17 protein-coding genes are annotated in these 22709 nt (G+C 61.6%); 9 read left to right on the plus strand and 8 right to left on the minus strand.

The features are described 5' to 3' along the window. Positions 1-46: 46 nt before the first annotated feature. The 3 genes from JMV15_RS24395 to JMV15_RS24405 all read right to left on the minus strand — a co-directional run bounded on the left by JMV15_RS24395 (position 47) and on the right by JMV15_RS24405 (position 4062). Positions 47-2941 carry an RHS repeat-associated core domain-containing protein gene (locus JMV15_RS24395; RefSeq protein ID WP_038450435.1) on the minus strand — a complete coding sequence of 965 codons (2895 nt, stop codon included), beginning with the start codon at positions 2939-2941 and terminating at the stop codon, positions 47-49. Between the two features lie 129 nt (positions 2942-3070). Next, positions 3071-3616 (minus strand): putative natural product biosynthesis protein, encoded by a 546-nt coding sequence (locus tag JMV15_RS24400; RefSeq protein WP_014718802.1) that lies wholly within the window; start codon positions 3614-3616, stop codon positions 3071-3073. A 62-nt stretch (positions 3617-3678) separates the two neighbouring features. Next, a complete protein-coding gene (locus JMV15_RS24405) occupies positions 3679-4062 on the minus strand; it encodes a DUF2946 domain-containing protein (protein ID WP_003191740.1) in 384 nt (127 codons plus the stop codon). 181 nt (positions 4063-4243) lie between these two features. Between JMV15_RS24405 and JMV15_RS24410 the strand changes: the two genes are divergently transcribed. Together JMV15_RS24410 and JMV15_RS24415 are read left to right on the plus strand one after the other, a co-directional pair. Further along, positions 4244-4852, plus strand: a complete 609-nt coding sequence (locus JMV15_RS24410) for an SCO family protein (protein WP_003191741.1) — start codon at positions 4244-4246, stop codon at positions 4850-4852. After that, positions 4852-5334: a copper chaperone PCu(A)C gene (locus JMV15_RS24415; RefSeq protein WP_014718803.1), complete on the plus strand. Its 483-nt coding sequence runs from the start codon at positions 4852-4854 to the stop codon at positions 5332-5334. Before JMV15_RS24410 ends, JMV15_RS24415 begins: the two co-directional genes overlap by 1 nt. A 255-nt stretch (positions 5335-5589) precedes the next feature. Here the strand turns inward: JMV15_RS24415 and JMV15_RS24420 are convergent, their stop codons facing one another. Continuing rightward, entirely contained in the window at positions 5590-6498 is a 909-nt protein-coding gene (locus JMV15_RS24420) for a LysR family transcriptional regulator (protein ID WP_014718804.1), read from the minus strand. A 205-nt stretch (positions 6499-6703) separates the two neighbouring features. Between JMV15_RS24420 and JMV15_RS24425 the strand changes: the two genes are divergently transcribed. Together JMV15_RS24425 and JMV15_RS24430 are read left to right on the plus strand one after the other, a co-directional pair. Next, positions 6704-7102 carry a helix-turn-helix domain-containing protein gene (locus tag JMV15_RS24425; protein WP_014718805.1) on the plus strand — a complete coding sequence of 133 codons (399 nt, stop codon included), beginning with the start codon at positions 6704-6706 and terminating at the stop codon, positions 7100-7102. A gap of 58 nt (positions 7103-7160) precedes the next feature. Continuing rightward, complete coding sequence (locus JMV15_RS24430) at positions 7161-9923, plus strand: ATP-binding protein (RefSeq protein ID WP_038450437.1); 2763 nt, start codon at positions 7161-7163, stop codon at positions 9921-9923. Here JMV15_RS24430 and JMV15_RS24435 read toward each other — a convergent pair. Together JMV15_RS24435 and JMV15_RS24440 are read right to left on the minus strand one after the other, a co-directional pair. Continuing rightward, a complete protein-coding gene (locus JMV15_RS24435; RefSeq protein ID WP_014718807.1) occupies positions 9870-11372 on the minus strand; it encodes a winged helix-turn-helix domain-containing protein in 1503 nt (500 codons plus the stop codon). The two genes, JMV15_RS24430 and JMV15_RS24435, sit on opposite strands and share 54 nt — an antisense overlap. Before the next feature lie 95 nt (positions 11373-11467). Next, positions 11468-12418, minus strand: a complete 951-nt coding sequence (locus JMV15_RS24440) for a GlxA family transcriptional regulator (protein WP_038450439.1) — start codon at positions 12416-12418, stop codon at positions 11468-11470. A 181-nt stretch (positions 12419-12599) separates the two neighbouring features. On the opposite strand from JMV15_RS24440, the gene JMV15_RS24445 reads away from it, so the two are divergent. Together JMV15_RS24445 and JMV15_RS28650 are read left to right on the plus strand one after the other, a co-directional pair. Next, the gene (locus JMV15_RS24445; RefSeq protein WP_014718809.1) at positions 12600-13322 is read left to right on the plus strand and encodes a pirin family protein; all 723 of its coding nucleotides are present in this window, start codon (positions 12600-12602) and stop codon (positions 13320-13322) included. A 145-nt stretch (positions 13323-13467) separates the two neighbouring features. Next, the gene (locus JMV15_RS28650; protein WP_081339072.1) at positions 13468-13854 is read left to right on the plus strand and encodes a hypothetical protein; all 387 of its coding nucleotides are present in this window, start codon (positions 13468-13470) and stop codon (positions 13852-13854) included. 140 nt (positions 13855-13994) lie between these two features. On the opposite strand, the gene JMV15_RS24455 is transcribed toward JMV15_RS28650, so the two are convergent. Then, the gene (locus JMV15_RS24455; protein WP_014718811.1) at positions 13995-14966 is read right to left on the minus strand and encodes a GlxA family transcriptional regulator; all 972 of its coding nucleotides are present in this window, start codon (positions 14964-14966) and stop codon (positions 13995-13997) included. A gap of 109 nt (positions 14967-15075) precedes the next feature. On the opposite strand from JMV15_RS24455, the gene JMV15_RS24460 reads away from it, so the two are divergent. Then, positions 15076-15618 carry a thioesterase family protein gene (locus JMV15_RS24460; protein WP_038450442.1) on the plus strand — a complete coding sequence of 181 codons (543 nt, stop codon included), beginning with the start codon at positions 15076-15078 and terminating at the stop codon, positions 15616-15618. A gap of 174 nt (positions 15619-15792) precedes the next feature. After that, positions 15793-19560 carry a hypothetical protein gene (locus JMV15_RS24465; protein WP_038450444.1) on the plus strand — a complete coding sequence of 1256 codons (3768 nt, stop codon included), beginning with the start codon at positions 15793-15795 and terminating at the stop codon, positions 19558-19560. Between the two features lie 17 nt (positions 19561-19577). Here the strand turns inward: JMV15_RS24465 and pvdP are convergent, their stop codons facing one another. Continuing rightward, positions 19578-21206 carry a pyoverdine maturation tyrosinase PvdP gene (gene pvdP / locus JMV15_RS24470; protein ID WP_038450446.1) on the minus strand — a complete coding sequence of 543 codons (1629 nt, stop codon included), beginning with the start codon at positions 21204-21206 and terminating at the stop codon, positions 19578-19580. A gap of 142 nt (positions 21207-21348) precedes the next feature. On the opposite strand from pvdP, the gene pvdM reads away from it, so the two are divergent. Continuing rightward, on the plus strand, positions 21349-22698 hold the full coding sequence (gene pvdM, locus JMV15_RS24475) for a pyoverdine-tailoring dipeptidase-like protein PvdM (protein ID WP_020303053.1): 1350 nt from the start codon (positions 21349-21351) through the stop codon (positions 22696-22698). Positions 22699-22709 lie beyond the last annotated feature (11 nt).

The following is a 22709-nucleotide window of genomic DNA, read 5'->3' on the forward strand; positions in this document are numbered from 1 at the left end:
CCGGGCCGTTACACGGCCCGTGCTCTTTGGCCTGACGTTAAGCGTATTAACGGCGGTGAGGGTTCATCACCCTGACCGCCCGATAATTGAGCCCGCTGATGTGCTGAATCATCACTCGATAGGCGCCACGACCGCGCTGCCCGCGATAGCCCGGCAAGTCAAAACTACGGACATTCTGCCCGCCCGCCATGGCATGCCCGGTATGAAAGTCCAGGGTGCGGGCTTCCAGGCGGTTGATCACATTCCTGATAATCCCTCCCCCTACGCCACGCAGCTCATTGAGAACAGGCTCAACGTCAATCACGAGTCGCTCAGGTTCCAGCCCGGAGGAAGGTCCTGAGCTTACCGGTGGCGCGGCGGGCTCTTCAGAAGCGGAGCCTCGGCGACCCACGCTCGTGACCCTGGTTTGCGGTTGTACTTCGGTGTGGGTCAGCCCAGCCGCAGGAAGCGGGCCGGCGCCCACCTTGCGTGCCGGGGCACGAAGTTCTATCCCGACAAACCCCAACCTCGCAAGCGTAAAACTAGGGTTACGCTCCGTTTGTGAGGCTATTTCAGCCTGCTCCCGGTGCTCGGTGGGCCCAATGTACCCATAGAGCCCGCCCCGCGCTGCCGGCGTCAGTCCGTAGGACAGGCGCTTAGTGTCTGCGGTGGCCAGTCGGTGTTCCAGGAAAAAGTCCGCCAACTCGCTGACTTCATGTTCGGTAGCGCCATGCCGATGGCCCAGCTCTTGCGCACCGGCCAATGCGGACTGCGCATAGAACGCTCTGCGCCGAACTTCAGTAGTGCTGAGCCGTTGATGCGCGTAAAAGGCGACACCCACCACTCCTGAAATCAGCCCAAAGTAAGCCAGCTCAACCCTGTATCCAACCTCTATACCAATCCCATGCCCGATCAACAACACCAGGAGCAGAACCGTCACCACCTCAAGCATCGAGCGGCGCTGTAAACCGTCTTCGTCTACATAACCCATGGGGTTGTTCCCCACCATCGCATACAGGTTCAACCCATCCACATCCCCCGCTGGGTCAGCGCTGATCCACCGCAACAACCACGGCGCGTAGTACCTGAAGCCGTAGTAATACAACCCGCTGGCGTCGCGCTCCTTGCCCGAATAACGTCGGGTTTTATAGTTCGCCTCCAAGGCGCTTTTTGCCGCCCACCAGGCGGTTGCGCCGAAAGGGTAATAACTTTCCTGGCTCAACAGGCCGGCTGCCTCGTCCAGCTCCAGGGTACTGCTGCCCAAATGGTCGTCGAGACTGAAGCGCAGTTGCTCGTCCTGCATCTCCTCGGGGCGCTGCTGCTCCCACTGCAGCGCTCTGACCGAATGGCGCCCGCCCGGCGCGAGCATCACGTTCAACCACTCGCCATCCGGCCCGTGGCGATGCAGCTCCAGCCCTGGCAGATAAAGCACTTCATGGGTGTGAATCTGCGTCTTGCCATGTGCCACGCGACGCTTGATGACTCGCTGGCCGGCGCCGTCGTACAGATACACCTCATCGTCATGTTCGCCATTGTCACGCAGCACCTGCGCGACGCGAACCAACTGGTTGCGCCCATTCCAGGTCAATGCCTGCCCAGGCGCCAGAGCCTGGAGATTGCCACGTTGGTCGAAGCCGTTACCCAGGCCCGGCGCCTTTGCGCCCTCGCGGGCAATCACGCTGTGATTACTGTGTTCGCCCACCTGCATCCGTTGGGTATAACCGCTGCCGGTGCTGGGCACATGGCGCATCTGCGTCAGATTACCGGCCGAGTCGTAGGCATAGTGGCGGGTGTAGCTGCCCCAGAGACTGTCGTCTGTGGCGCCGAACGTGATTCGGCCCGGCAGTGCGGATGCGCCAGTATTGCGCGCGTTTTCACGGCCAGTGGCCTTGATCAATCGCGACAGGCTGTCGTATTCGAATGTGCTTACTGCCTCCACCTGCACGTTGCTGGCCCAGCGGGTCGGCTGCGCCGCATCGCGGATGCGCAACACATTGCCGACCCGGTCGTAGCTATAGAAGAGGTCTTGCAGGCGCTTGCCTGCCGAATCCTTGAGGTGGGCGCTCAAGCGTGTCAAACGTCCATCGGTGTCCGAATACTCGGCAACGCTGACCACGCCATTACCCAGGCGTTCGCTCAACACCTGGCCCGAGGCGTTGACGCTGCGTTGATCCACCAGGGTCTTGCGCGCTCCGCTTTTGAACAGAATCTCGCTTTTCGTCAATTGGCCGTCGACACCGTATTGAGATTGCTGGCGATTGCCGCGCGCGTCGACCTGCTCCAGACGTTGCCCCAGCGCATCGTGCTGCCAAGTGGTGGTGAAGGTCTGGGCTTGCAACTGTGCATCCCGCTCACTCATGGGCAGCGGCCAGTCGGGCGCGGTGTGCGACGTGCAAAGGCGCCGGGTTTGCTCGGTGATGTTGCCTTGCACGTCGTAGCGCTCAACGAGCAAAGTGCCTGCCGGGTCATCGTGACGAATCATGCGCCCACAACGATTGCGCGCCGCCTCCGTAGACGTCATGCCCGCGTAGGTCATGCGCTCGACACAGCGTTCAACCGCCACCTCCTCCGTGCGCTCGAATACCGCCACGGGGCGCAGCAACGGGTCGTATTCGAACCGCTGGCGCGTGCCTCGACTGTCCCACTGTTGCACGACCTGGCCGCCACTGCCGAGCAAGCGCGTCTGACGGCCCGCATCCACGCTGTCGGTGCTCAGCACTTGCCCGCCCAAACTATAACGATGAGACAGATTGGGCGGCACGTCGGGGTCGGCAGCGTGCAACTCAAACAACCTGGGGTTCCACTGTTGCTGCAACAGGCCGCGAGCGTCGAACACCTGCCGCGTGACCTGCGCGCTGGGTGATTGCTGCGCGGTATTGCGAGGGTACGCCACGCTGCGCACGGCCAACCCTCGCGGGTCGACCACCGTCAGCGTGGGCGTGTTGTGATGCAAAGAAGACATAACCTGATGACCTGAAAACCAAAGAAGCCTAGAGCCTAGTCATCAAGTCGGTGCCAGCCTGCGGGCCCCGCACGCTGCGCCGTGTGCGGCGCTTCCGAGGGTGTCGTGAGGCTTACCGGACGCGGCGCTTCATGGCACCGGCAGCCAACCGCTGAAAGCGCCTTGGGCATCCAACGGGCACCAGGCAAAATCCCAGGCGGGCGGCGGCAATGCCGGTCGCGGCGCGGCTATCGAAGGGTGATGCTTCCAGTCGAACAGCGTGCAATCGCGCCAGCTCAGGACAATGCCTGCCGACGGGCTGTCGTCCGTCAGCACCCAGCGCGCAGCAGCGGCGGCCATGAAGGCTTCGATCGGTTCCTCATCAATCTGTGTGCGGTACGCCGAACTCAGCAACCAGCGGCATACGTTCAGATGGTAGGTCCAGTCCAGCGGCGGCTGGTTGCGATAGGCCCAGGTCATGAAGGCGCGAAACAGGTTCAAGCCCTCCGGTGGGTCGAGCTTGAGCAACGCCGGACAGATGTCGAACAAGGTATGCCAGTGAGGCAGCAGGCGTGCATCCAGGTGCACGAAGCAGCGCGAATTACTCGGGTAATCAGGCAGCGCCGGTTGCGCACGCAGGCGCCGCGACGCCTTACTGACCAGGCGGCTGGCGCCGGCAGGCAATTGAGGGTTCATAGAGTGTTCTCACAATCGTGACGAGAGAATGCCTCCTGGTCACAGGAAGCCCAAGGCACACGTCAGGATGCGGGAGAAGCGCGGGGGTTGGCCGAGGGCCAGGAATAGCGCGGCGGCGCCTTGTTGCGCCGCTCATGGGCGACACGTGGGGTTTGCGTAAGACCGAGCAGCCAGGCCAGGCCGATCAGGAACACCAGGGCGACGGTAACCGCGTTGCACACCGGGCAGGCAAAGTAGTTCGAGATGTTGCTGGAAGACGGGTTTGCCAACCCTTTGTCGGAAATGGGCGACTGCCCGCCGTCCACAGAACAGAACAGCCCGCCGATGCCGTTGAGCTGCTGCCCCATCATCTGGCCATGCCCCAAACCGCAGGCGAACAGGTTCATCAGCACACAGAAGTACAGGGCCCAGGCGATCAGTGAGCGGTCAGAGTGGCGCAATTTCATGGCGGCGACTCTACCACCGAAGCCATAAAAGGACGAAATGCGCCGCGCCCCTGTGGCAGAACGTCGCAGATTACGCGCACCGGCCAGGGTTGCTAGACTCTGCACCCTTCTCGTTACTCCTTTTCAAAGCCTGGCGGAGCAGCTCCACGGCCCTACAGGCGTTTCACAGGATGCACAGTTGATGAGTACGTTATTCACCCGCCGCAAAGTGCTGACCGGCATGGGCCTATTGGGCCTGGGCAGCCTGCTGGGCGGCTGTGACTACAGCCCCAAGCTGAACTTCAAGTACGGCAAGGACCTCAGTGACAAGATCATGGGCCGTACCTTCAAGCTCAAGAACACCGACGGCGAAACCGTCACCCTGAGCTCGTACCGCGGCCTCATGCCGGTGGTGTTCTTCGGCTTCACCCAGTGCCCGGCCGTCTGTCCGACCGCCCTGGCCCGCGCCGCCCAAGCCAAGAAACTGATGGGCCGCGATGGCAAGATCATGCAGGTGGTGTTTATCACCCTTGACCCCGAGCGCGACACCCCCGAGATTCTCAACAATTACGTCAAGGCCTTCGACCCCAGCTTCGAAGCGCTCTACGGCACCCCGGAAGAAATCGCCGTGGCCGCCAAGGAGTTCGGGATCTTTTATGAAAAGATCCCCGCCGGCGACACCTATACCCTCTCCCACACCGCCACCAGTTTCGTGTTCGACACCCGTGGCAACCTGCGCCTTGGCTTGCAGGCATCCCTTACCGCTCAAGAGTGCGCAGAAGATCTGCTCACCGTCATGGAGGTCTGCTAATGACTGCCGTTCAACACCTCAAGCGTCTCACCCTCGGCCTCACCCTGCTGGGCCTCGCCGCCCACGCCAGCGCCCAAGTACAAGTAACCGACGCCTGGGTACGCGCTTCCGTACCCGGCCAGCCTTCCAGCGGCGCCTTCATGACCCTCACCGCCGACAGCGACAGCAAACTGCTGAGCGTCGCCTCGCCGGTCGCCAAAGACGTACAGATTCATGAGATGAGCATGAAGGACGACGTGATGCGCATGGGCCCAGTGGACTCGGTGGCCCTGCCTGCCGGCAAAACCGTCAAGCTCGACCCGAACGGCTACCACGTGATGCTGATGGGCCTGACCGGCCAGATCAAGGAAGGCGACCAGGTACCGCTGACCCTGACGGTGCAAGATGCCAAGGGGGAAAAGCAGGCTGTCGAAGTGAAAGCGACAGCCCGTGGGTTGGATGGCATGGACCATAGCAAAATGGACCATAGCAAGATGCATTGAGTAGGCGATTAAACCTACGGCCTTTTCTCCCGCGTAAGCGAGCTGCTTTTGAGCTTGATCTCAGGCGCCCCGTTAAACCACGCTGGCCGAACGCAGGCGGGGTGCCGAGTGGTGGGGGCATGTACTCGGTATAACTGTGTCGACCATCAGGCCGCCTTCGCGGGCAAGCCCGCTCCCACAAGGACTTCGTCTGGCGCTGATTCTGCGGGCAGTACATAGCCCTGTGAGGTGTCAGGTGGAGAGGAGTCAGCTCCATCACACGTCCCGCGCCATATGCTCCGCAATCCTGCCCCTCAACCAACGCTCCGCCGGGTCGTTGTCATGCACCCCGCTCCACACCATCGACAGCTCCGCCGCATCAATCGCAAACGGCGGGTCCTCGGCGCGCAGGCGTGTGCCTTCGGTCAATGCGCACGCGGCGTAATCGGGCACGGTCGCGATAATCTGCGTCCCCGCCAGCAACGCCCGCAACCCACTGAACTGCGGCACCGCCAGCACCACCCGACGCGAGCGGCCGATGCGGGCCAGGTCCAGGTCGATATTGCCGCTCAGGTCGCCAGAGAACGACACCATCGCATGGGGCCTTGCGCAGTAATCATCCAGGGTCAGCGGCGCCTCGCCGTCATCCCCGCGCAGGACCTTGCAGGGGATATCGCGCAGCTTCTTGCGCTTGGCATTGGCCGGCAGGTCGGTGGTGTAGCTGACCCCCACGGAAATTTCTCCGCTGGCCAGCAGCGAAGGCATCAACAGATAATTGGCCCGGCGCACCACCACAATGATACCTGGCGCTTCTTCGCGCAGGCGGCTGAGTAACGACGGAAACAGCCCGAACTCCGCATCATCGGACAAACCGATGCGAAACACCGCGCAGCTGGTGGAGGGGTCGAAATCCTTGGCACGGCTGACGGCGCCCGAGATGGTGTCCATGGCCGGTTGCAGCTCCTTGAGTATCGCCAGTGCACGCGCCGTGGGTTCCATGGCACGGCCGTTGCGCAGCAGCAACGGGTCATCGAACAAATCGCGCAAGCGGCCCAATGCAGCGCTCACTGCCGGTTGGCCGATAAACAGTTTTTCGGCGACCCGGGTCAGGTTTTTCTCGAACATCAAGGCTTCGAAAATCACCAGCAGGTTCATATCGACGCGGCGCAGATCGTTGCGGTTCATGGGCGCTATCCAAACGTTTTCCAGGGGGCCAGGGAAGCATGCACTGCACGCCTGGGATTGCATAGCTGTGCTGTCTTTTCCAGCACCGCACCTGGCGAAATTAACAACGATTAACTCGTCAGCCAGGCACTCGGGCAACAAGATAAAGCGCGTCTACACTGCACCCATCCACCGGGAACGTTCCCATCGACTGCGGATATTTGTCATGGCCCGACTCGAGCAATATGCCCCCCGGTTATCTCCCACCGGCGGCCTGTGCCCCCGGCGTGAGCGTATCGCCAAGCAACTGATCCTCGCCAACCTCGGCGAAAGCCTGGCGATTGCCGACCTGGCCCAGGCCTGCGCCTTGTCGCGCAGCCATTTTTCCCGCGCCTTCAAGTGCACCACCGGGCTGTCGCCCCAGGAATGGATTCGCCAGCAACGCATCCAGCGCGCCAAGGAATTGATTACCGGCTCGTCCCTGAGCCTCACGCAGATCAGCCTGGAATGTGGCTTTTGCGACCAGGCGCACTTTTGCCATATGTTCACCCGCAGCGAAGGCGTCAACCCCATGACCTGGCGAAACCACCACTCGCGTAGCAAACCTGATGTGATCGCTGCCTAGTGGTCTGCACGTACCTGGAATATGCTGGCCGCTTCCTTCCTCCAGAACCTGGGCAGCCATGAATGACTTGAGCGACCAGGCCGTGCATTTCGGCCCCTACCGCATCCACCCGCGCCAGCGCCTGGTGCTTGAGGCCGGCCGGCCGCTGCGCCTGGGGCGGCGGGCGGTGGACATTCTGCTGATCCTGCTGGAACACGCCGGCAATGTGGTGAGCAAACAGGAGTTGATCGCGCGGGTCTGGCCCAAAAGCGTGGTGGAAGACGGCAACCTGCGGGTGCACATGGCGGCGTTGCGCAAGGCACTGGGGGACGGCCAGGCCGGGCAGCGTTATATCGTCACGGTCGCCCAGCGCGGCTACAGTTTTGTTGCGCCACTGAGCATCGAACCCATGACGCTGCCCACCGACGGCGCGCCCCAACGCCCCAGCCATAACCTGCCCTTGCGCCGCACACGCATGATCGGCCGCCAAGCGCTGATCGACGCCCTGGTACAACAACTGCCGCAGCAACGCTTCATCACGCTGACCGGCGCCGGTGGCATCGGCAAGACCACCGTCGCCCTGCGCGTCGCGGAATTGCTGATTGGGCATTACCGCGACGGTATTCACCTGCTGGACCTGGCGCCGCTCAGTGCAGCGTCCATGATCCTGCCCAACCTGGCCGCCCTGCTCGGCCTGACGCCGGGCGAGAATGCGTCCCTGGCCAGCCTCGCCCGCAACCTGCAGGCACGCCAGATGCTGCTGGTGATCGACAACTGCGAGCACCTGCTCGACGACATTGCCCTCATCAGTGAAACCCTGTTGCGCCATGCACCGCACCTGCACATCCTCACCACCAGCCGCGAAGCCCTGCGCGCCGAAGGTGAGCATGTGCAGCGCCTTGAACCGCTGGCCTGCCCGCCCGCCACCGGCAACCGCGCCCAGGCCCTGGGTTACCCGGCCATGCAATTGCTGATCGAGCGCGCCATGTCCCACCAGGAAAGCTTTGCCCTCAGCGACGCTGAACTGCCCCTGGCGATTGATATCTGCCAGCGCCTGGACGGCATTCCCCTGGCGATAGAACTGGTGGCCGCGCAAATCGAACGGTTTGGCTTGCCGGGCCTGCTGGTGCAGATGGAAGACAACTTTCGCCTGCTGACCCGTGGGCGACGCAGTGCCCTGCCTCGCCAGCAGACCCTGCGCGCCACGCTCGATTGGAGCTTTGACCTGCTCACCGCGTGCGAACAAATCTGCCTGCGCCGCCTGGCGGTCTTTCGTGGCGGCTTCAGCCTGGCCAGCGCAGCGGCGGTAATCGCCGGAGAGCAGGTGGCCCCCGCCGAAGTGCTGGGCTCGATTACGCAACTGGTGGCCAAGTCGTTGTTGAATGTGGAGGCCAGCGATGACGAGATGGTCTATCGCCTGCTGGACATCACCCGCACCTATGCCCTGGAAAAGCTCAGCCAGGCCTGCGAGCTGCATGCCACGCGAGAGCGCCACGCCGCCCGCTGCCTGGCACTGATGGAACAGGCCCAGGGCGATTGGGATTTGATCGCCACACAGCCGTGGATCGACCGTTACGCACCGCTGCGCGAAGACGTGCGTGCCGCCCTCGACTGGGGCTTTGCCGAGGGCGGTGCGCAGTTGCTGGCTATCCGCCTGACGGTCAGCGCGATGCCGCTGTGGCAAGAGTTGTCGTTGCTGCGTGAGCACGGCGGCTATGTGGACCAGGCGCTGGCGCTGATCGGCCAGGTCAGCGCGCCCTGCACGCAATTGACCCTGCAACTGCAATTGGCGCTGGGCAGCCTGTCCTATCACGCCATGGGCGCTGCGCCTCGGACCATCGCGGCGTTTGAGGGGGCTGCGCGCCTGGCCGAGATGCGCCAGGACCGTGCAGGCCAGTTGCGCGCGGTCTCCGGGCTGATGGCGGTGAACCTGTGCGCCGGGCGCTATGGCCCTGCGCAGGAGCTGAGCCAGCAGTTCGATCGCCTGGACCCACGCACCGAGCCGTTGCTGGACCTGAGCGCCCAGCGGCTGCGTGCGCTGGGCCAGCATTACACCGGGAACCAGGCTCTTGCCAGGCACCACGCCGAGCAGGTGCTGCAGCGTATGTCCCAAAGTGGTCACGTGAACCGCTTTGCCCTCGGGGTTGGCGTGCAATACGACCAGAGCGTCGCCTCCTTGACCGTGCTGGCGCGAATCCTGTGGTTACAGGGTTTTCCCGAGCGCGCCTGGCGCACCGCCAGCCAGGCGCTGGAGCTTGCGCTACAGATCAACCACGGCACCTCGATCTGCTACACCCTGGCCCTGGCTGGAGTGGTGATCGCCCGCTACAACGGCGCCGAAGACGACGCCCAAGCCCTGCAAAGGCTGCTGCTGGAGCAGTCGCACAAGCATTCTGTGCAGTTGTTCCAGACCTGGGCCGGGCATTACGCCGGTATTCTTGGCCAACCGGATTGGCAGGGCCTGGGCCTGATCCAAGACACCTTGATCACCTTCGGCACCCATGCTGTGGATGTGCCAACCCTGGAACGCGCGCGCAGTGGCGCTGCGGGCTGGTGCGCCCCGGAGATTCTGCGGGTGTACGCCTTGCAGCTAGAGGATGAGCACGCCGCGCAAACCCTGCTGCTGGAGGCGCTGGGCCTGGCGCACCAGCAAGGCGCCCTGGCCTGGGAGCTACGCTGCGGCGCATCCCTGGCGCTACTGTGGCAACAGCAAGGGCGCATTCAGCTCGCCAGGGACTTGCTCAGTTCAATCCATGCACGCTTCAGCGAAGGCTTCGCCACCCGGGATCTACTGCGCGTGCGCTGCCTGCTCGACGAGTTGCAGGACAAGCGGCCGGCCTGAGAACGCGCCCAGGCAAGGCGCATAGCCTTGTTGCAAACGCTCGACCTGGCGCGGGTCCCGCAGTTGCCCCAAGGCGTAGCTGCGCACGCAGTTGAGCAGGCGATAGCGCGGCGGGCCCAGGCCGGGCTCGACATTCAGCAGCGAGACGTTGACCAGGCGCGCCAGCAGGTAAGACAGGTCGGCATGTTCGAGCTCGGTACCGGCCACCAGGTCACTCAGGGTGGGTAAGGTGACTGCCATCTTGAACAGACTCAATTGCAGAAACAGCCAGCACTGCGGCAGGCTCAAGCGCTCGTAGCTCCAATCCAGGGCCGCGGTCAGTGATCGATGGCGCGCCACCGCCGTGCGGCGCCCACGGGCCAGCACTTGCAAGCCCGTGCGTACTTGCATCTGCACACCGCCGATGCCCAACGCATCCACCTGGGCCGCCGCCAATTCCAGGGCCAACGGCAGGCCATCCAGGCGCCGACACAGGTCGCGCAGCGGCGCCACATCCTGAGGCCGCAAATCAAACCCCTGCTGATTGGCACGCGCGCGCGCCACGAACAGTTGCACCGCAGGACAGGCCATCGCCTGTTCGACATTGGCCGACGGCGCCGGCATCGCCAGCCGAGGCACGCGCACCACCCACTCGCCAGGGGCCAACAAGGCTTCACGACTGGTGATCAGCACGCTGATGCCAGGCGCCATCTCACGCAGCGCACGCAGTAGCTGTCGACACGCGCCCAGCAGCAGGTCGGCGCCATCGAGTATCAGCAGTAACTGACGCGATGCCAGACGCCGGCCCAGTTCGTTGAGGCTGGCGGGCGCCGAATGCAACAGCAAGACCCTGGCCAGGTTATCGAGCAGCTCGCTTGGCGCTTGCACAGCGGCCATATCGACCCACCATACGCCGTCGCGATAACGCGGCAATACCCGCTCGGCCAGGGCCAGGGCCAGCGTGCTCTTGCCAATGCCGGCCACACCGGTGAGGGTCAGCAACCGCTGCGCGGCCAACCGTCGCGCCAGCACGCCCACCAGTTCATCACGCCCCCACACCGGGCTGAGCCGTGCAGCCAGGTTGTGCTGAGGCAGCAGCGTCGGCAGCGCGTCCTGCGCAGGCGCAGCGAAGCAGTAACCGCGCTGGGGGTGATTGAGGATCCAGCGTTGGCCGTCCAGCGCACGACGCAGCGCGGCGATGTGCACGCGCAGGTTGCTGTCCTCGACGACGCTGTTGGGCCACACCCGTTCGATCAAGGTCGCCTTGCTGATGAAGTGCCCGGGCGCTTCAAGCAGTACCGCGAGAATATCCAAGGCTCGCCCGCCCAGCGGCACCGGCCAACCCGCCTTGCTGACCAGGCGCTGCTGCCGATGAAAGGTGTAGGGGCCAAAGCTCACCGCCGTACCATTTTGCATGTCCGTCACAGCGCTGAAACACCCGTGCTTGAGTGCCTGCGCATCCTTTTCCATGGGCTCGACGCTATCTTGCCAGTTGGCGATGACAGGACAATGCTGGCACGGGGAGCAATACGGACAATCGGGTGCCTGAGACGGACAGGGTGTCGTTAACTGAACTGTTGTCGGTATTGGGTAGGGTTCAGCCCGAGCTTTTCGCTGAACAGAAAGCGCATATGCCGCACGCTGCCAAAGCCGGCGTGGAAGGCCACGGTCTTGAGCGGCAGGTCGGTGGTTTCCAGCAGGTGCCGGGCCCGGTCGATACGCGCGCCCTGCAGGAACGCCATGGGCGTCATCTGCACGTCCTTGGCGAACAGCCGCGCAAAGTGGCGCGCGCTCATCCCGGCCAACTCAGCCATGGACTCGATGGTAAAGGGTTGATCCAGATGCGCCAGGACGTGGTTCTGCACACGGGTGATCGGGGTTTCCTGGGGCGCCACGGCGGCAGTCATCGGGCTGAACTGGGCCTGGCCGCCCTGGCGTTTCATCACCACCAGCAGCACCTTGGCTACGTCCACCGCCACTTGCTTGCCATGGTCCTGGGCAACGACCGACAGGGCCAGGTCGATACCCGCAGTGACGCCCCCAGAGGTGATCAGGCGCCCGTCCTGCAAATAGATGCGGTCGGTTTCGACGATGGCGTTGGGAAACGCCTTGATCAACCGCTCGGTGTAGTGCCAATGGGTGGTCACGCGGTGCCCGTCGAGCAAGCCTGCGTGGCCAAGCACAAAAGCGCCGGTGCAGATCGAGCCAAAACGCCGAGCCCGTGGCGCCGCAGCTTTGAGCCACGGCAACAGCGCGGGGTGGCATTCGTTATAGGCGCCGGGGCCGCCCGGCACCAACAGCAAGTCATAAGCCGCCTGGGCCTGTTCCAACAGCAGGTCGGTCTGCACGCTCACGCCATTGGAGGCCTGCAACGGGCCGGGCTCAGTGCCGATGGTCAGGATCTGGTAGTGATCGGCCGCTGGCAGGTAGCGGTTGGCAATCGAAAACACTTCCAGCGGCCCGGCCATGTCGAGCAGCAGGAAGTCCGGGAACAGCGCCATGGCCACGGTTTTCATAAGCGGGAAATGTCCATCGAGAAGGAGTGCGGCGAGCATTATGGCACGACTTTAACTGTCAACCTGAAAGCGACAGTTATTCTATTTTCATCTTCTTAATCAATCATTCGTTAACCATTAACCTTCTTCTCAACGCAAGCGCCCTGCATCTCGCAGCCCGCGCTCACTTGAGGACTGGACCATGCTGACCCTTCGCAAAGCTTCCGAACGCGGCGCCGCCAATCACGGTTGGTTGAAGTCGTTTCATACCTTCTCATTCGCCAACTACTGGAACCCCAAGGAACAGGGTTTTTCCGACCTGCTGGTGATCAATGATGACCGCGTCGCCGCAGGCAAAGGCTTCGGCCAGCACCCGCACCGCGACATGGAGATCTTCTCCTACGTGCTCGAAGGTGCGCTGGAGCACAAAGACACCCTGGGCACCGGCTCGGTGATCCGCCCCGGCGATGTGCAACTGATGAGCGCGGGCAGCGGCGTGGCCCACAGCGAGTTCAACCACAGCCAGCGTCACGGCGTGCACTTCCTGCAAATCTGGATCGTGCCCAACGAAGCCGGCGCCAAACCGCGCTATCAGCAAGAGCATTTCACTGAAGCGCAAAAACGTGGGCGCTTGCAGTTGATCATCTCGCCAGAGGGTGCCAACGGTTCGCTGAAAGTGCGCCAGGACGCACGGGTGTATGCCGGCCTGTTCGACGCTGACGAAAGTGCCCGCCTGGAACTGGCACCGGATCGCTACGCCTACATCCATGTGGCGCGCGGCAGCATTGAGCTTAACGGCCAGCGCTTGCAGGAAGGCGACGGTGTACGCGTACGGGACGAACGCCAGATCCGCTTGAGCCATGGCGAAGACGCCGAAGTGCTGGTGTTTGACCTGCGCCCCAACGAACTGCCGCAAATGCCATGACGGTCGCAGTGATGGTCCCGCCAGCGGGACCATCGTTGGCATCGATAGTCACCATCAGCGCAATGAAGTTCTCTTAAAAAATGCAACGCGTAACATCAAACCCATGCCAAACGGCACCCAACTTAAATACTCGGAGCACACCATCATGAAACGCCAAATCCTGCTTAGCCTCGCTTTCTCGGTACTCGCTGCAAACGCTTTTGCCCACCCGGTTGTCGCTGAAGGCGGCGCGGATCGCCTGATAGAAACCCGTGTTGCCGAAGGTGGCGCGGATCGCCTGCAAGAACGTGGTCTGGCTGAAGGCGGCGCTGATCGCTTGCAGGAACGTGGCCTGGCTGAAGGCGGTGCTGATCGCTTGCAGGAACGTGGCCTGGCTGAAGGCGGTGCTGATCGCTTGCAAGAACGTGGTCTGGCTGAAGGCGGTGCGGATCGCTTGCAGGAACGTGGTCTGGCTGAAGGCGGTGCTGATCGCTTGCAGGAACGTGGTCTCGTTGAAGGGGGTGCCGAGCGTCTGCTGAGCACCCACGTATAACCCCGCACTGTTGGCGGGACACCCCAAACCGGCCTGATCAGCCGGTTTTTTTTCGTCTTCGATTTGCAAAGTCTCTACATCACACGCTGTCAGGCCGCCATCGCAGGCAAGCCAACGCCCACATTGGGATCGTGGGTGTATCAGGTCGTCTTCACACCCTGGGCGATCAGGAACTTCTTGCGATACGCCGCCGGCAGCATCCCCACCCGCTGCTGAAACAACCGCCTAAACGAATTACTGTCTTCATAACCCACCGCATACGTGATGCTATCGAGCGTCATACGTGTCGACTCAAGCATCTGCTTGGCTCGCTCCAGACGCAGGCTCTGCAGATAACCAATCGGTGTAGAGCCCGTGGCGTCCTTGAAGCGTCGCTTGAAATTACGCACGCCAAAGCCAAAGCGCTGGGCAACCTCGTCGATCACCAACGACTGCGCAAAGTGCTGCTCCAACCAATGTTGCACACGCAGGATCTGCGCATCACCGTGGCTCTTGGGCAACGACCACATCGCATAGGCCGACTGTTCGGTGCGCCCGGCATCGATCAGCAAGTACTTGCCGCAGGTATGAGCCAGCTCCGGCGAGCCGAAACGGCGGATCAGGTGCAGCATCAAATCCATCGCCGCCGTGGCGCCACCGCACGTGACCAGCCGATTCTCTTCGCAGAGGATCTGCCGCTCATCCAGGCTGACCTGGGCATATCGACGCCGGAAGAACCCGGCAAATGCCCAGTGGGTCGTCGCACGCAAGCCGTGTAATAACCCCGTCTCGGCCAGCATGAACGCCGCCGTGCACATCGAAGCCAACACAGCGCCTTGCCCATGCTGCTCACGCAACCAGGGGCCGTAGGTGGCGAACGTCGGCATGGCTTCTTTGAGGGTAAAGAGAAAACCGGGAATCAGCACCAGGTCGGTATGCGCGATCTGCGCCAGTGAACCCTGCACTTGCAGGCATTGCCCGCCCCACGCCGTCACCGGCAGGCCGTCCAGGGACGCCAGCGTCACCTCGAAGGGCGGGCTGTCGGCGAAGAGATTGGCCGCGCTGAGCATTTCCATGGCCAGGGTGGCACTGGCAGCGGAGCATTGGTCCGCCAGGAGCAAGGTGACGTGCATGTAAAAACTCCAGCTTGCACTTTTCGCATGTAATAAGTCATTTACGCATCTACCTTAGCCGATTCCGGCTCCGTACAGTGCAGCCATTGATCAACTGTCTGGCGTCTTTATGAATCTCTGGTTTCGATTACTGCATATGCTGTTGCGCCGCCCCTGGCGCAAACCGGTCCATGGCCTGGCCACCACAGTGGTGCGCATGCGGGTCTGGCCCCTGGATCTGGACCTGAACCGGCATGTCACCAATGGCCGATATTTCACCCTGGCCGACGTGGCGCGCATGGATTTTGTGCTGCGCACCGGCGCCTTTCGCGTGGCCCTGCGCCACAAGGCCATGCCGATAGTCGGCGATACCTGGGGCAAGTTTCGCCGGGAATTGAAGCTGTTCGAAGCATTCGAAGTGCACACTCGCATTCTCGGCTGGGACCACAAGTGGAACCTGATGGAGCACCGTTTCGTCAGCAATGGGCGAGTGGTCGGCGTGGTGGTGATACGTGGGTTGTTTCGCTCCGCCAAGGGCACCCTGCCCCCTTCCGAGTTCGTCCGCGAGCTGGGGTTGGACGACACCTCGCCGCCGATGCCGCAATGGCTCAGCGACTGGTCATGCAGTTGCGATGAGATGAGTGCGCAATTACGGGAACAAGAGCGAGCCTGAAGGGTGTCCAGACCACCGAAACGCGACTAACCGCATGTCGCTATTGGTCACACTCCATCCTTTGCCCGAGCGGAACTCTCGCAGCTTTTTCCTTCACCCAACAATGCGTCTGAAATTCAGACGCACTCCTCAGGAAACTTGCCTATTGGATATTCGCCTTACAGGTCCCCGCCCATGCTCAGTACGACCAAGCAAGCCAACCCCCACTGGTATGACGTCCCTTTCCACTCTACCAAGCCCGATGGGCCACCTCGCCAGCCACCGCTGATCGAGCCGCTAACCACTCCCCCTGCCTTGGCTGGCGCGACGCACGCGCCTGCACCGAAAACCTACAAGGAAGGGTTCGGCGACAGACACGACCTGCAAACGCTGACCACGAAACTCGGAGACATCGCGAAGCAATTGGATGTGAACACCACGCCTCAAGCGATACTGGCTGCCTTGAGAGCCCCCCTGGATATTCATCCTGACTCATCGTTCCCTGTGCGCCCCAGTGAAGGCGCGACACTGGAGAGCTTTATCAGGGCCAAGGGCTGGCCGATACCTACCACCCAACTTTCGCTGACCGAGCTGATAAAGACGGTGAAACAGGAAGCCCTGACGCAGCCGATGGGTAATTTTGGTGGCGCGTTGTCGTGGTCAATACCCCTGAGCCAGGCTGAGCAGAGCCGACTACGCATTATCTCCATGAGGTCTGACTACCTGAACGCCCTGGATGCCTTGCTGGCCCAGCACCCGCTAACCCCCGAGGTACAAAGTGACCCCGCGCAAGCACTGGAGGCCCTGCTCAGTTCCTCCGCAGGCCAAACGCTGGGTAAACACCTGCAGGAGCAATCCGGCGGTATCGCCACTGCCAACAGCGCCACCGACTACCTGATGGCTGCCATTCAGTTGCAACTGGACCCCGAATCCATTACCGCCCCTCAACGTAATAACGTGGCGGGGTTTGACCTGGCGCACGCGCGCCACTGGGGCAAACCCGCGTCTACAGTGCTGGATACGTTGAGCAAGCATTTGGTCGACAGTGGCAGGATCAGCCCTGTGCTGTCCAAAGTGGCTGCGTATGTGTTGCTGGCCAAGAAGGCCCCTGTTTACCTGATCAAAGACATACCGCCCTCCGTGAGGCACGGCAGCCCAGCCTGGCTGAACCTGGTCATTACCGTGGCGAGCATTGAAGCGAGTACGCCGGGGAAAGTCCCGAACATGACGTTTGCCCAAGTGATGCAGGAAGGCGAACATGCAAGGGTGGCGCAACCCGAGGCGGCTGCGCAAGCTCGTACAGCAGCGCTGGTAGATTGGGGGGTTTGCCATAACGTAATTGCCCGCAAGGACGACACGCAATACACCGTGCAAGAGCTGGAAACCCTGAAAACCACCTTCACAGCCCGACAGCAGGACATGCTAGGCGCCTCTGCCGCCTTGGATCTGGAACTGCCCACCCGAGAAAAGATGGCCATGGCCGTACTGGTGGAACGGTATGGCGACCTGGGTGATCTGTTCAAACAAAAACTGATCAAGACCAGCAACATTCCGCGCAGAGGGCAGAACAAGGCACACACATGGCTACCCGGCCTGCATTCGATGCTCGACATCGCAATGATGGATCTGAGATTGCCCTATCTCTTTGAAGCCGCGAACAAACGTGTACCGATCAACGACTTGAACGCCCGCTACCGATTTGGTGTGAGCGATAACTTCGAAAAGCGCTTTGAGGAAACAATCAAGAAGAAAAAGATCGCCCTCGCCACGACGGTCAAACACCTTATCGCGCAGCTCCCCCTGGAAGACCGTAGAAACTTTGAGTACGGCAAAGTTACGTATTATCGAAACTCATCCACTGAGTTGGGTTTCTGGAGCAAGTCCGACCCGGTGTATGAAAAAAACCTGCTGGTGAAAATTGAACGCGACGGGCAATCCAGCGGCTACCGTATCGACCCGACCAAAGGCGAAATCGTGCCCATTGAAATGTGGGCGCTGAAAGAACGTGAATCCAGGGAGGCGAATGTAGCGTTCAACACCAGCGTGTTCGTCCCCAAAAGCGTCAGTGCCGACCACGCAAACGAACGCGCCGGCGCAACGGACGCAGCTATTGATAGTTTTGCTACCGACCGCACGCAAGACATTGCTGATGCCTTCGTTGAGCATTTCAATCTCGATGACCCGGATATCAAGAAATACGCCAGAGGGCAGACGACCCAGGACCTGGCGAACGAGAAAATCAATCAGGTAAACGATTTCTTCATGAACTTGATTCCTTTCCGCTCGGCAATTGAAAACTTTAAAAAAGGCAACAACGTCGAGGGCGGGTTTGACTTGGCCCTGGATGTGTTTGGCTTTCTCACAGCGGGCGCGGCCAATATCGGCAAACTCACCAAGGTCGCCGGCAGTGCCGCATCCCTTGCCACCAAGGTCGCGCGAACGGGCAAAGTCATCGGCATGGTCACCTTGAGCAACTTCAACCCTCTGGACGGGCTGGCTGACCTGGCCATTGGCGGCGCAAACCTGCTGAGCAAAGGGTTGACCAAAAGCACCGCGTGGCTGGCCAACATACGAAACACGGATAAAGCCCATGATTGGTTGAAGGCTATCAGCCAGGAGCATGGCAATGCATTGCTCGGTTCGATCACCTCCGGCGGGCGCTCGGTTGATAGTGTTGTGGTATTCAAAAACGATCAGTGGCACCACTACGACCCCATCACCCGTCAACCCTACGGCACGCCGGTGAATGGCTTCACGCCCAAAGTCCTGGCAACCCAGGGTGAAATCAACGGCACCCTCAGCGAGTGGGTCGCCAACTGGTTCAACCCGGCAAAACCCGGCATACCCATACCGGAGGCCTTCAACGACGCAGTTGACGCAGCAAAAGCAACCACCACAGGCCACGCGGCATTCAATCAGGGGTACAACACGCTCGCCCCGGCCAGCGTTTCTGGCTATTCAGCAGAGCTGGGCATCACTCAGTTGAAAAAACTGGCCACGGACGCCACCGCGTCACCCGAGGTACTGGGTAGCCTGTCCAGGCGTATCGACGAGCTGGAGGCGCTGCCAGGCAAAGTCAAAACACTCTACGAAAAGCTCATTCCGCCCACAAAGCCATTGCCCGGCAAGCCCGCGACGCCAGAACAATTGCAGTTCGAAGAGGCGCTCGCAAGGGGGGCTCCGGACGGGATCAACGGCTTCTCACCGACAATGAAAATGCATCAATTGCGCGAACTGATACTGGACCCGAAGCTGACGTCTGCCGAAGTCGGGGCTCTGTTCAAGCATTTGCAAAAACGAGCAATGGAAACCAGCTTAGAGCTAAGCAGAAAATTCGCTGATGACATGACCGCCGCCCATGGCACTTTGATCGCCATGCCGCAAGGGTATTACCTGAGCCAGGTCAACGTTGCATCCGAGGGCGGCTGCGCCGCGTTGGCGAATACCATGGCTATGGCCATGCTCGATGGCTCGGAAAACACCTTGATCAGCAACTTCTTCCTCAGTCTGGCGCACCCCAAACACCCTAATACTGAAAGGTTCCGCGACAGCCTGGAGAGATTTCAAAACACCCTTAGAGATGATTTTCACTCTGGGCAGCTCACCCGCAGTGCGACCTGCGACAGGATCATCTCGGATTTGGCAACGGCCACCACCTCCAAAGCCTTTCTTATCAGCAATTCAAAGCACGGTGTTACCGCTGGCGTCAAAATCACGAAGGACCAAAAGATCTGGTTTTACTATGACCCCAACTTTGGGCTCGTCAAATTCTCCAAGGAGGCGGACATGCGCAGCGGTATGGAGCGTGCACTCAATAGTGGCCAGACCAGCCATTTGTTCCAGCCGCTCAAAAAGGCCGATGGGTACACAGTGTCTGAATTCAACGAGTTATACCTGATCAACAAGATAGGGGATCCTCGAAGTGTCAGCGGGCTGTATTCGGCAGCGATATCGGTGACCTAGAGCGCCTGCAACATGTTTTAAAGCGTGTGCGTGACCTTCAAATGTCGGGCATACCACGGCCGCCGCGGCACGCGCTTGAACAACCCCTTGAGCACCTCCTCATCGGCGCCGAAGGTAATGCGCAGGGCCAGCTTCATGACTTCCGGATCCATTTCCATCGAACGCCCTTGTTGCAGCCCCGGTGTGGTACTGCAGCCATGGGTGTCCGGTCCCAGCCAAGGGTCGCCTACTTCAACCCAGCGGCCCTGTGCAAACCAGGCTACGCCGTTGACTTCCAGGCGGCTCACCTCGCCTGGGTTGAAGCGCTCGTGGGCGCGAAACCAGTCTTCGATGCGGTCATCGATCCAGCCGTGGAAATGCCAGAACACCGGGTTTACATGGGATGAAAACGGGTCGCCCAGAAAGTCGTTCTCCGGCGCATACCAACGTGGGGCAAAGTCCGCGGGGTCACGGGCGAAGGGGACCGGGGCGCCGTTGGACGGGTCGCGGGGCACCGAGGCCCAACGCATATGCAGCCAGTCGTGCAGGCCCAGTTCCATTTCCGAGCCCAACTGGCCCAGGGTCAACTTGGCCAGGTAACGCGGGTCGCGGTATTGGGATTCCCACACCTGGAAATTGCTGTGGTAGGTCTGGGCGGCCTTGATATCGCTGACCCACTGGGTGTAGTCGGCATCATCCGGCGCTGACCAACAGGGCGGCAGCGCGAAACCGTCGTGGTTGTCGAAGTAGCGCACAAAGCCCAGGCGATCACGCTCCAACGGCGGTTGCGGCTCGGGAAATTGCGGCCAGGAGGGCAAGTCCTGCATGGAACGTGCGGTGCCGAGCATGTGGCGGTGCATGAAGAAGAAGTCGATGCCCGACCCATTGCGGTCCTTGCGCTTGCCGCGGGCGTCGCGCTCCTGGCCACGGGGCCCCGGTTGCCAGCCGATGCCACGCAGGGCCTCGCGTTTTTCTTCGGAGAGCTTGTGCCACTGATCGCGGGTGGCGTGCCACAGTTGGTGAAACAGCCGATGCTCGGGGGAAACCAGCCAGGCCAGCAAGGTCGGGTTGAGACCGATGCGCTGGCGGGCTTCGGGGAACAGTTGTTTGTGGGCGATAAAACGGTTGTCGCGTTCGGTCAGCGCCAAGGGCCGCTCAAGATCGAGGATGTGCCCGCTGAGGGTGGCGCTGCCGGCATTGCTGAAATCGGCCCAGACTTCATCCAGGGTCATTTTGAATTCATAGGCCGGCACACCGCCGGCGGAATCGCGGTCGATCAAGCGCCAATAGAGCACGGCGCCCTCGCCCGTCAGCACATCACCCAAGACGCGGTAGCGCGGCTCGCCGTCCGCACGCAGCTGCTCGGCGGTGTCCAGGTAACCGCGCAGGCCACGCCCACGGGGAGCGATGTCCAGCAGCAACTCCAGGCCTTGCAGCGGCAGGCCCGCAAGGCCCGCATCGCGGCCTTCCAGGCGCAGGCTCCAGACGCCCCGCAGGGTGTTCGCCAGGTGCTGGCCCTGGGTGTCAGCGAGGTCGACCGTAGCTTCGCCGGGGGTGATGGGAAACTCGTCTTCCCGCGTCAACTCGCGATGGGCATAAAAGGCCGCAGGCACCGCTGCACCGGTCAGCGCCAGGCCTGCGATGAACCCACGTCGAGAGATTGTCATTGGCTACCTTAGGAAACGGCTTGATCAGAGCTAGAACGTTTGCAACCCGATGAAATTTACCGCCCTGCCCCCGCCACCTAAATTTCCCCCGTCATCGCTCGTCCTTCCCTGATAGCAAAGGCCTCAACTGACTGAGATGGCAATGACAAAATCACGTTCGAAAAAGGCGCTGTATATCGGCCTGCCGCTGGCCCTGGCTATCGGCGCCGGGGCTGGCTTGCTGGTCTGGGATCAGTGGTTCAAGGGCAACGCCGGCTACTCGCTGGAGGTGATCAAGCAGGCCAATGAAATGCAGGACCGCCTGTTGTCATTTGACAGCCACATCACCCTGCCCCTGGATTTCGGCACGGCGGGCAATGAGGCCGACAAGGATGGCAGCGGCCAGTTCGACCTGGCCAAGGCCGCCCGCGGCCGATTGTCGGGCGCCGCGCTGACGATCTTCGGCTGGCCGGAAATCTGGAATGGCGATAACGCTCCGCACAAACCCACCGATGGTTTTGTCGAAGAGGCCCGCCACGAGCAGGAGGTGCGCTATAAGATCATCTCCGGCATGGTGCGCGACTTTCCCAACCAGGTGGGCATCGCCTACACCCCGGACGATATGCGCCGCCTGCACGGTGAAGGCAAGTTCGCGATTTTTATCAGCATGCTCAACGCCTACCCCCTGGGCAATGACCTGAACCAGCTGGACTTATGGGCCGCACGCGGTATGCGCATGTTCGGGTTCAGCTACATCGGCAATAACGCCTGGTCCGACTCGTCGCGCCCGCTGCCGTTTTTCAATGACTCCCCCGACGCCCTTGAAGGCCTGTCGCCGATCGGCCAGCAAGCGGTGCATCGCCTCAATGACCTGGGGGTGATCATCGACGTGTCGCAGATGTCGACCAAGGCCCTGGAGCAGGTCGCGCAGTTGAGCCGCACGCCGATGGTGGCGTCCCATTCGGCGCCTCGGGCGTCAGTGGATATCCCGCGCAACCTCAGCGACAAGGAACTGCAACTGATCAAGAACAGTGGCGGCGTGGTGCAGGTGGTGGGCTTCCCCGCCTACCTGCGCCCCTTGAGCCAGCCGACCCAGGACAAGCTCAATACCTTGCGCGCACGGTTCGACCTGCCGCCACTGCCGAATCTGGCCATGGCCCTGATGCCCGGCGATGCAATCATTGCCGCCTGGCCCGAGCAACGCTTCGGCCAATACGCCAGCGCGCTGTACGGCATTCTCGAGGAAGAGCCCAAGGCCACCCTCAAGGACCTCGGCGACGCCATCGACTACACCGTGCGCAAGATCGGCATCGATCATGTCGGCATTGCCTCGGACTTCAACGACGGCGGCGGCCTCCAGGGCTGGGAGAACGTCGGCGAAGTGCGCAACGTCACCGCCGAACTGATCCAGCGCGGCTACTCCGAAGCCGATATCGCCAAGCTGTGGGGAGGCAACTTCCTGCGGGTGTGGGACCAGGTCCAAAAAGCCGCCAAACCCTTGGCCAACCGCTAACCACCACGAAG

It is taken from the genome of Pseudomonas paracarnis (genome assembly GCF_904063055.1).
GTDB classification, from domain to species: Bacteria; Pseudomonadota; Gammaproteobacteria; order Pseudomonadales; family Pseudomonadaceae; genus Aquipseudomonas; species Aquipseudomonas paracarnis.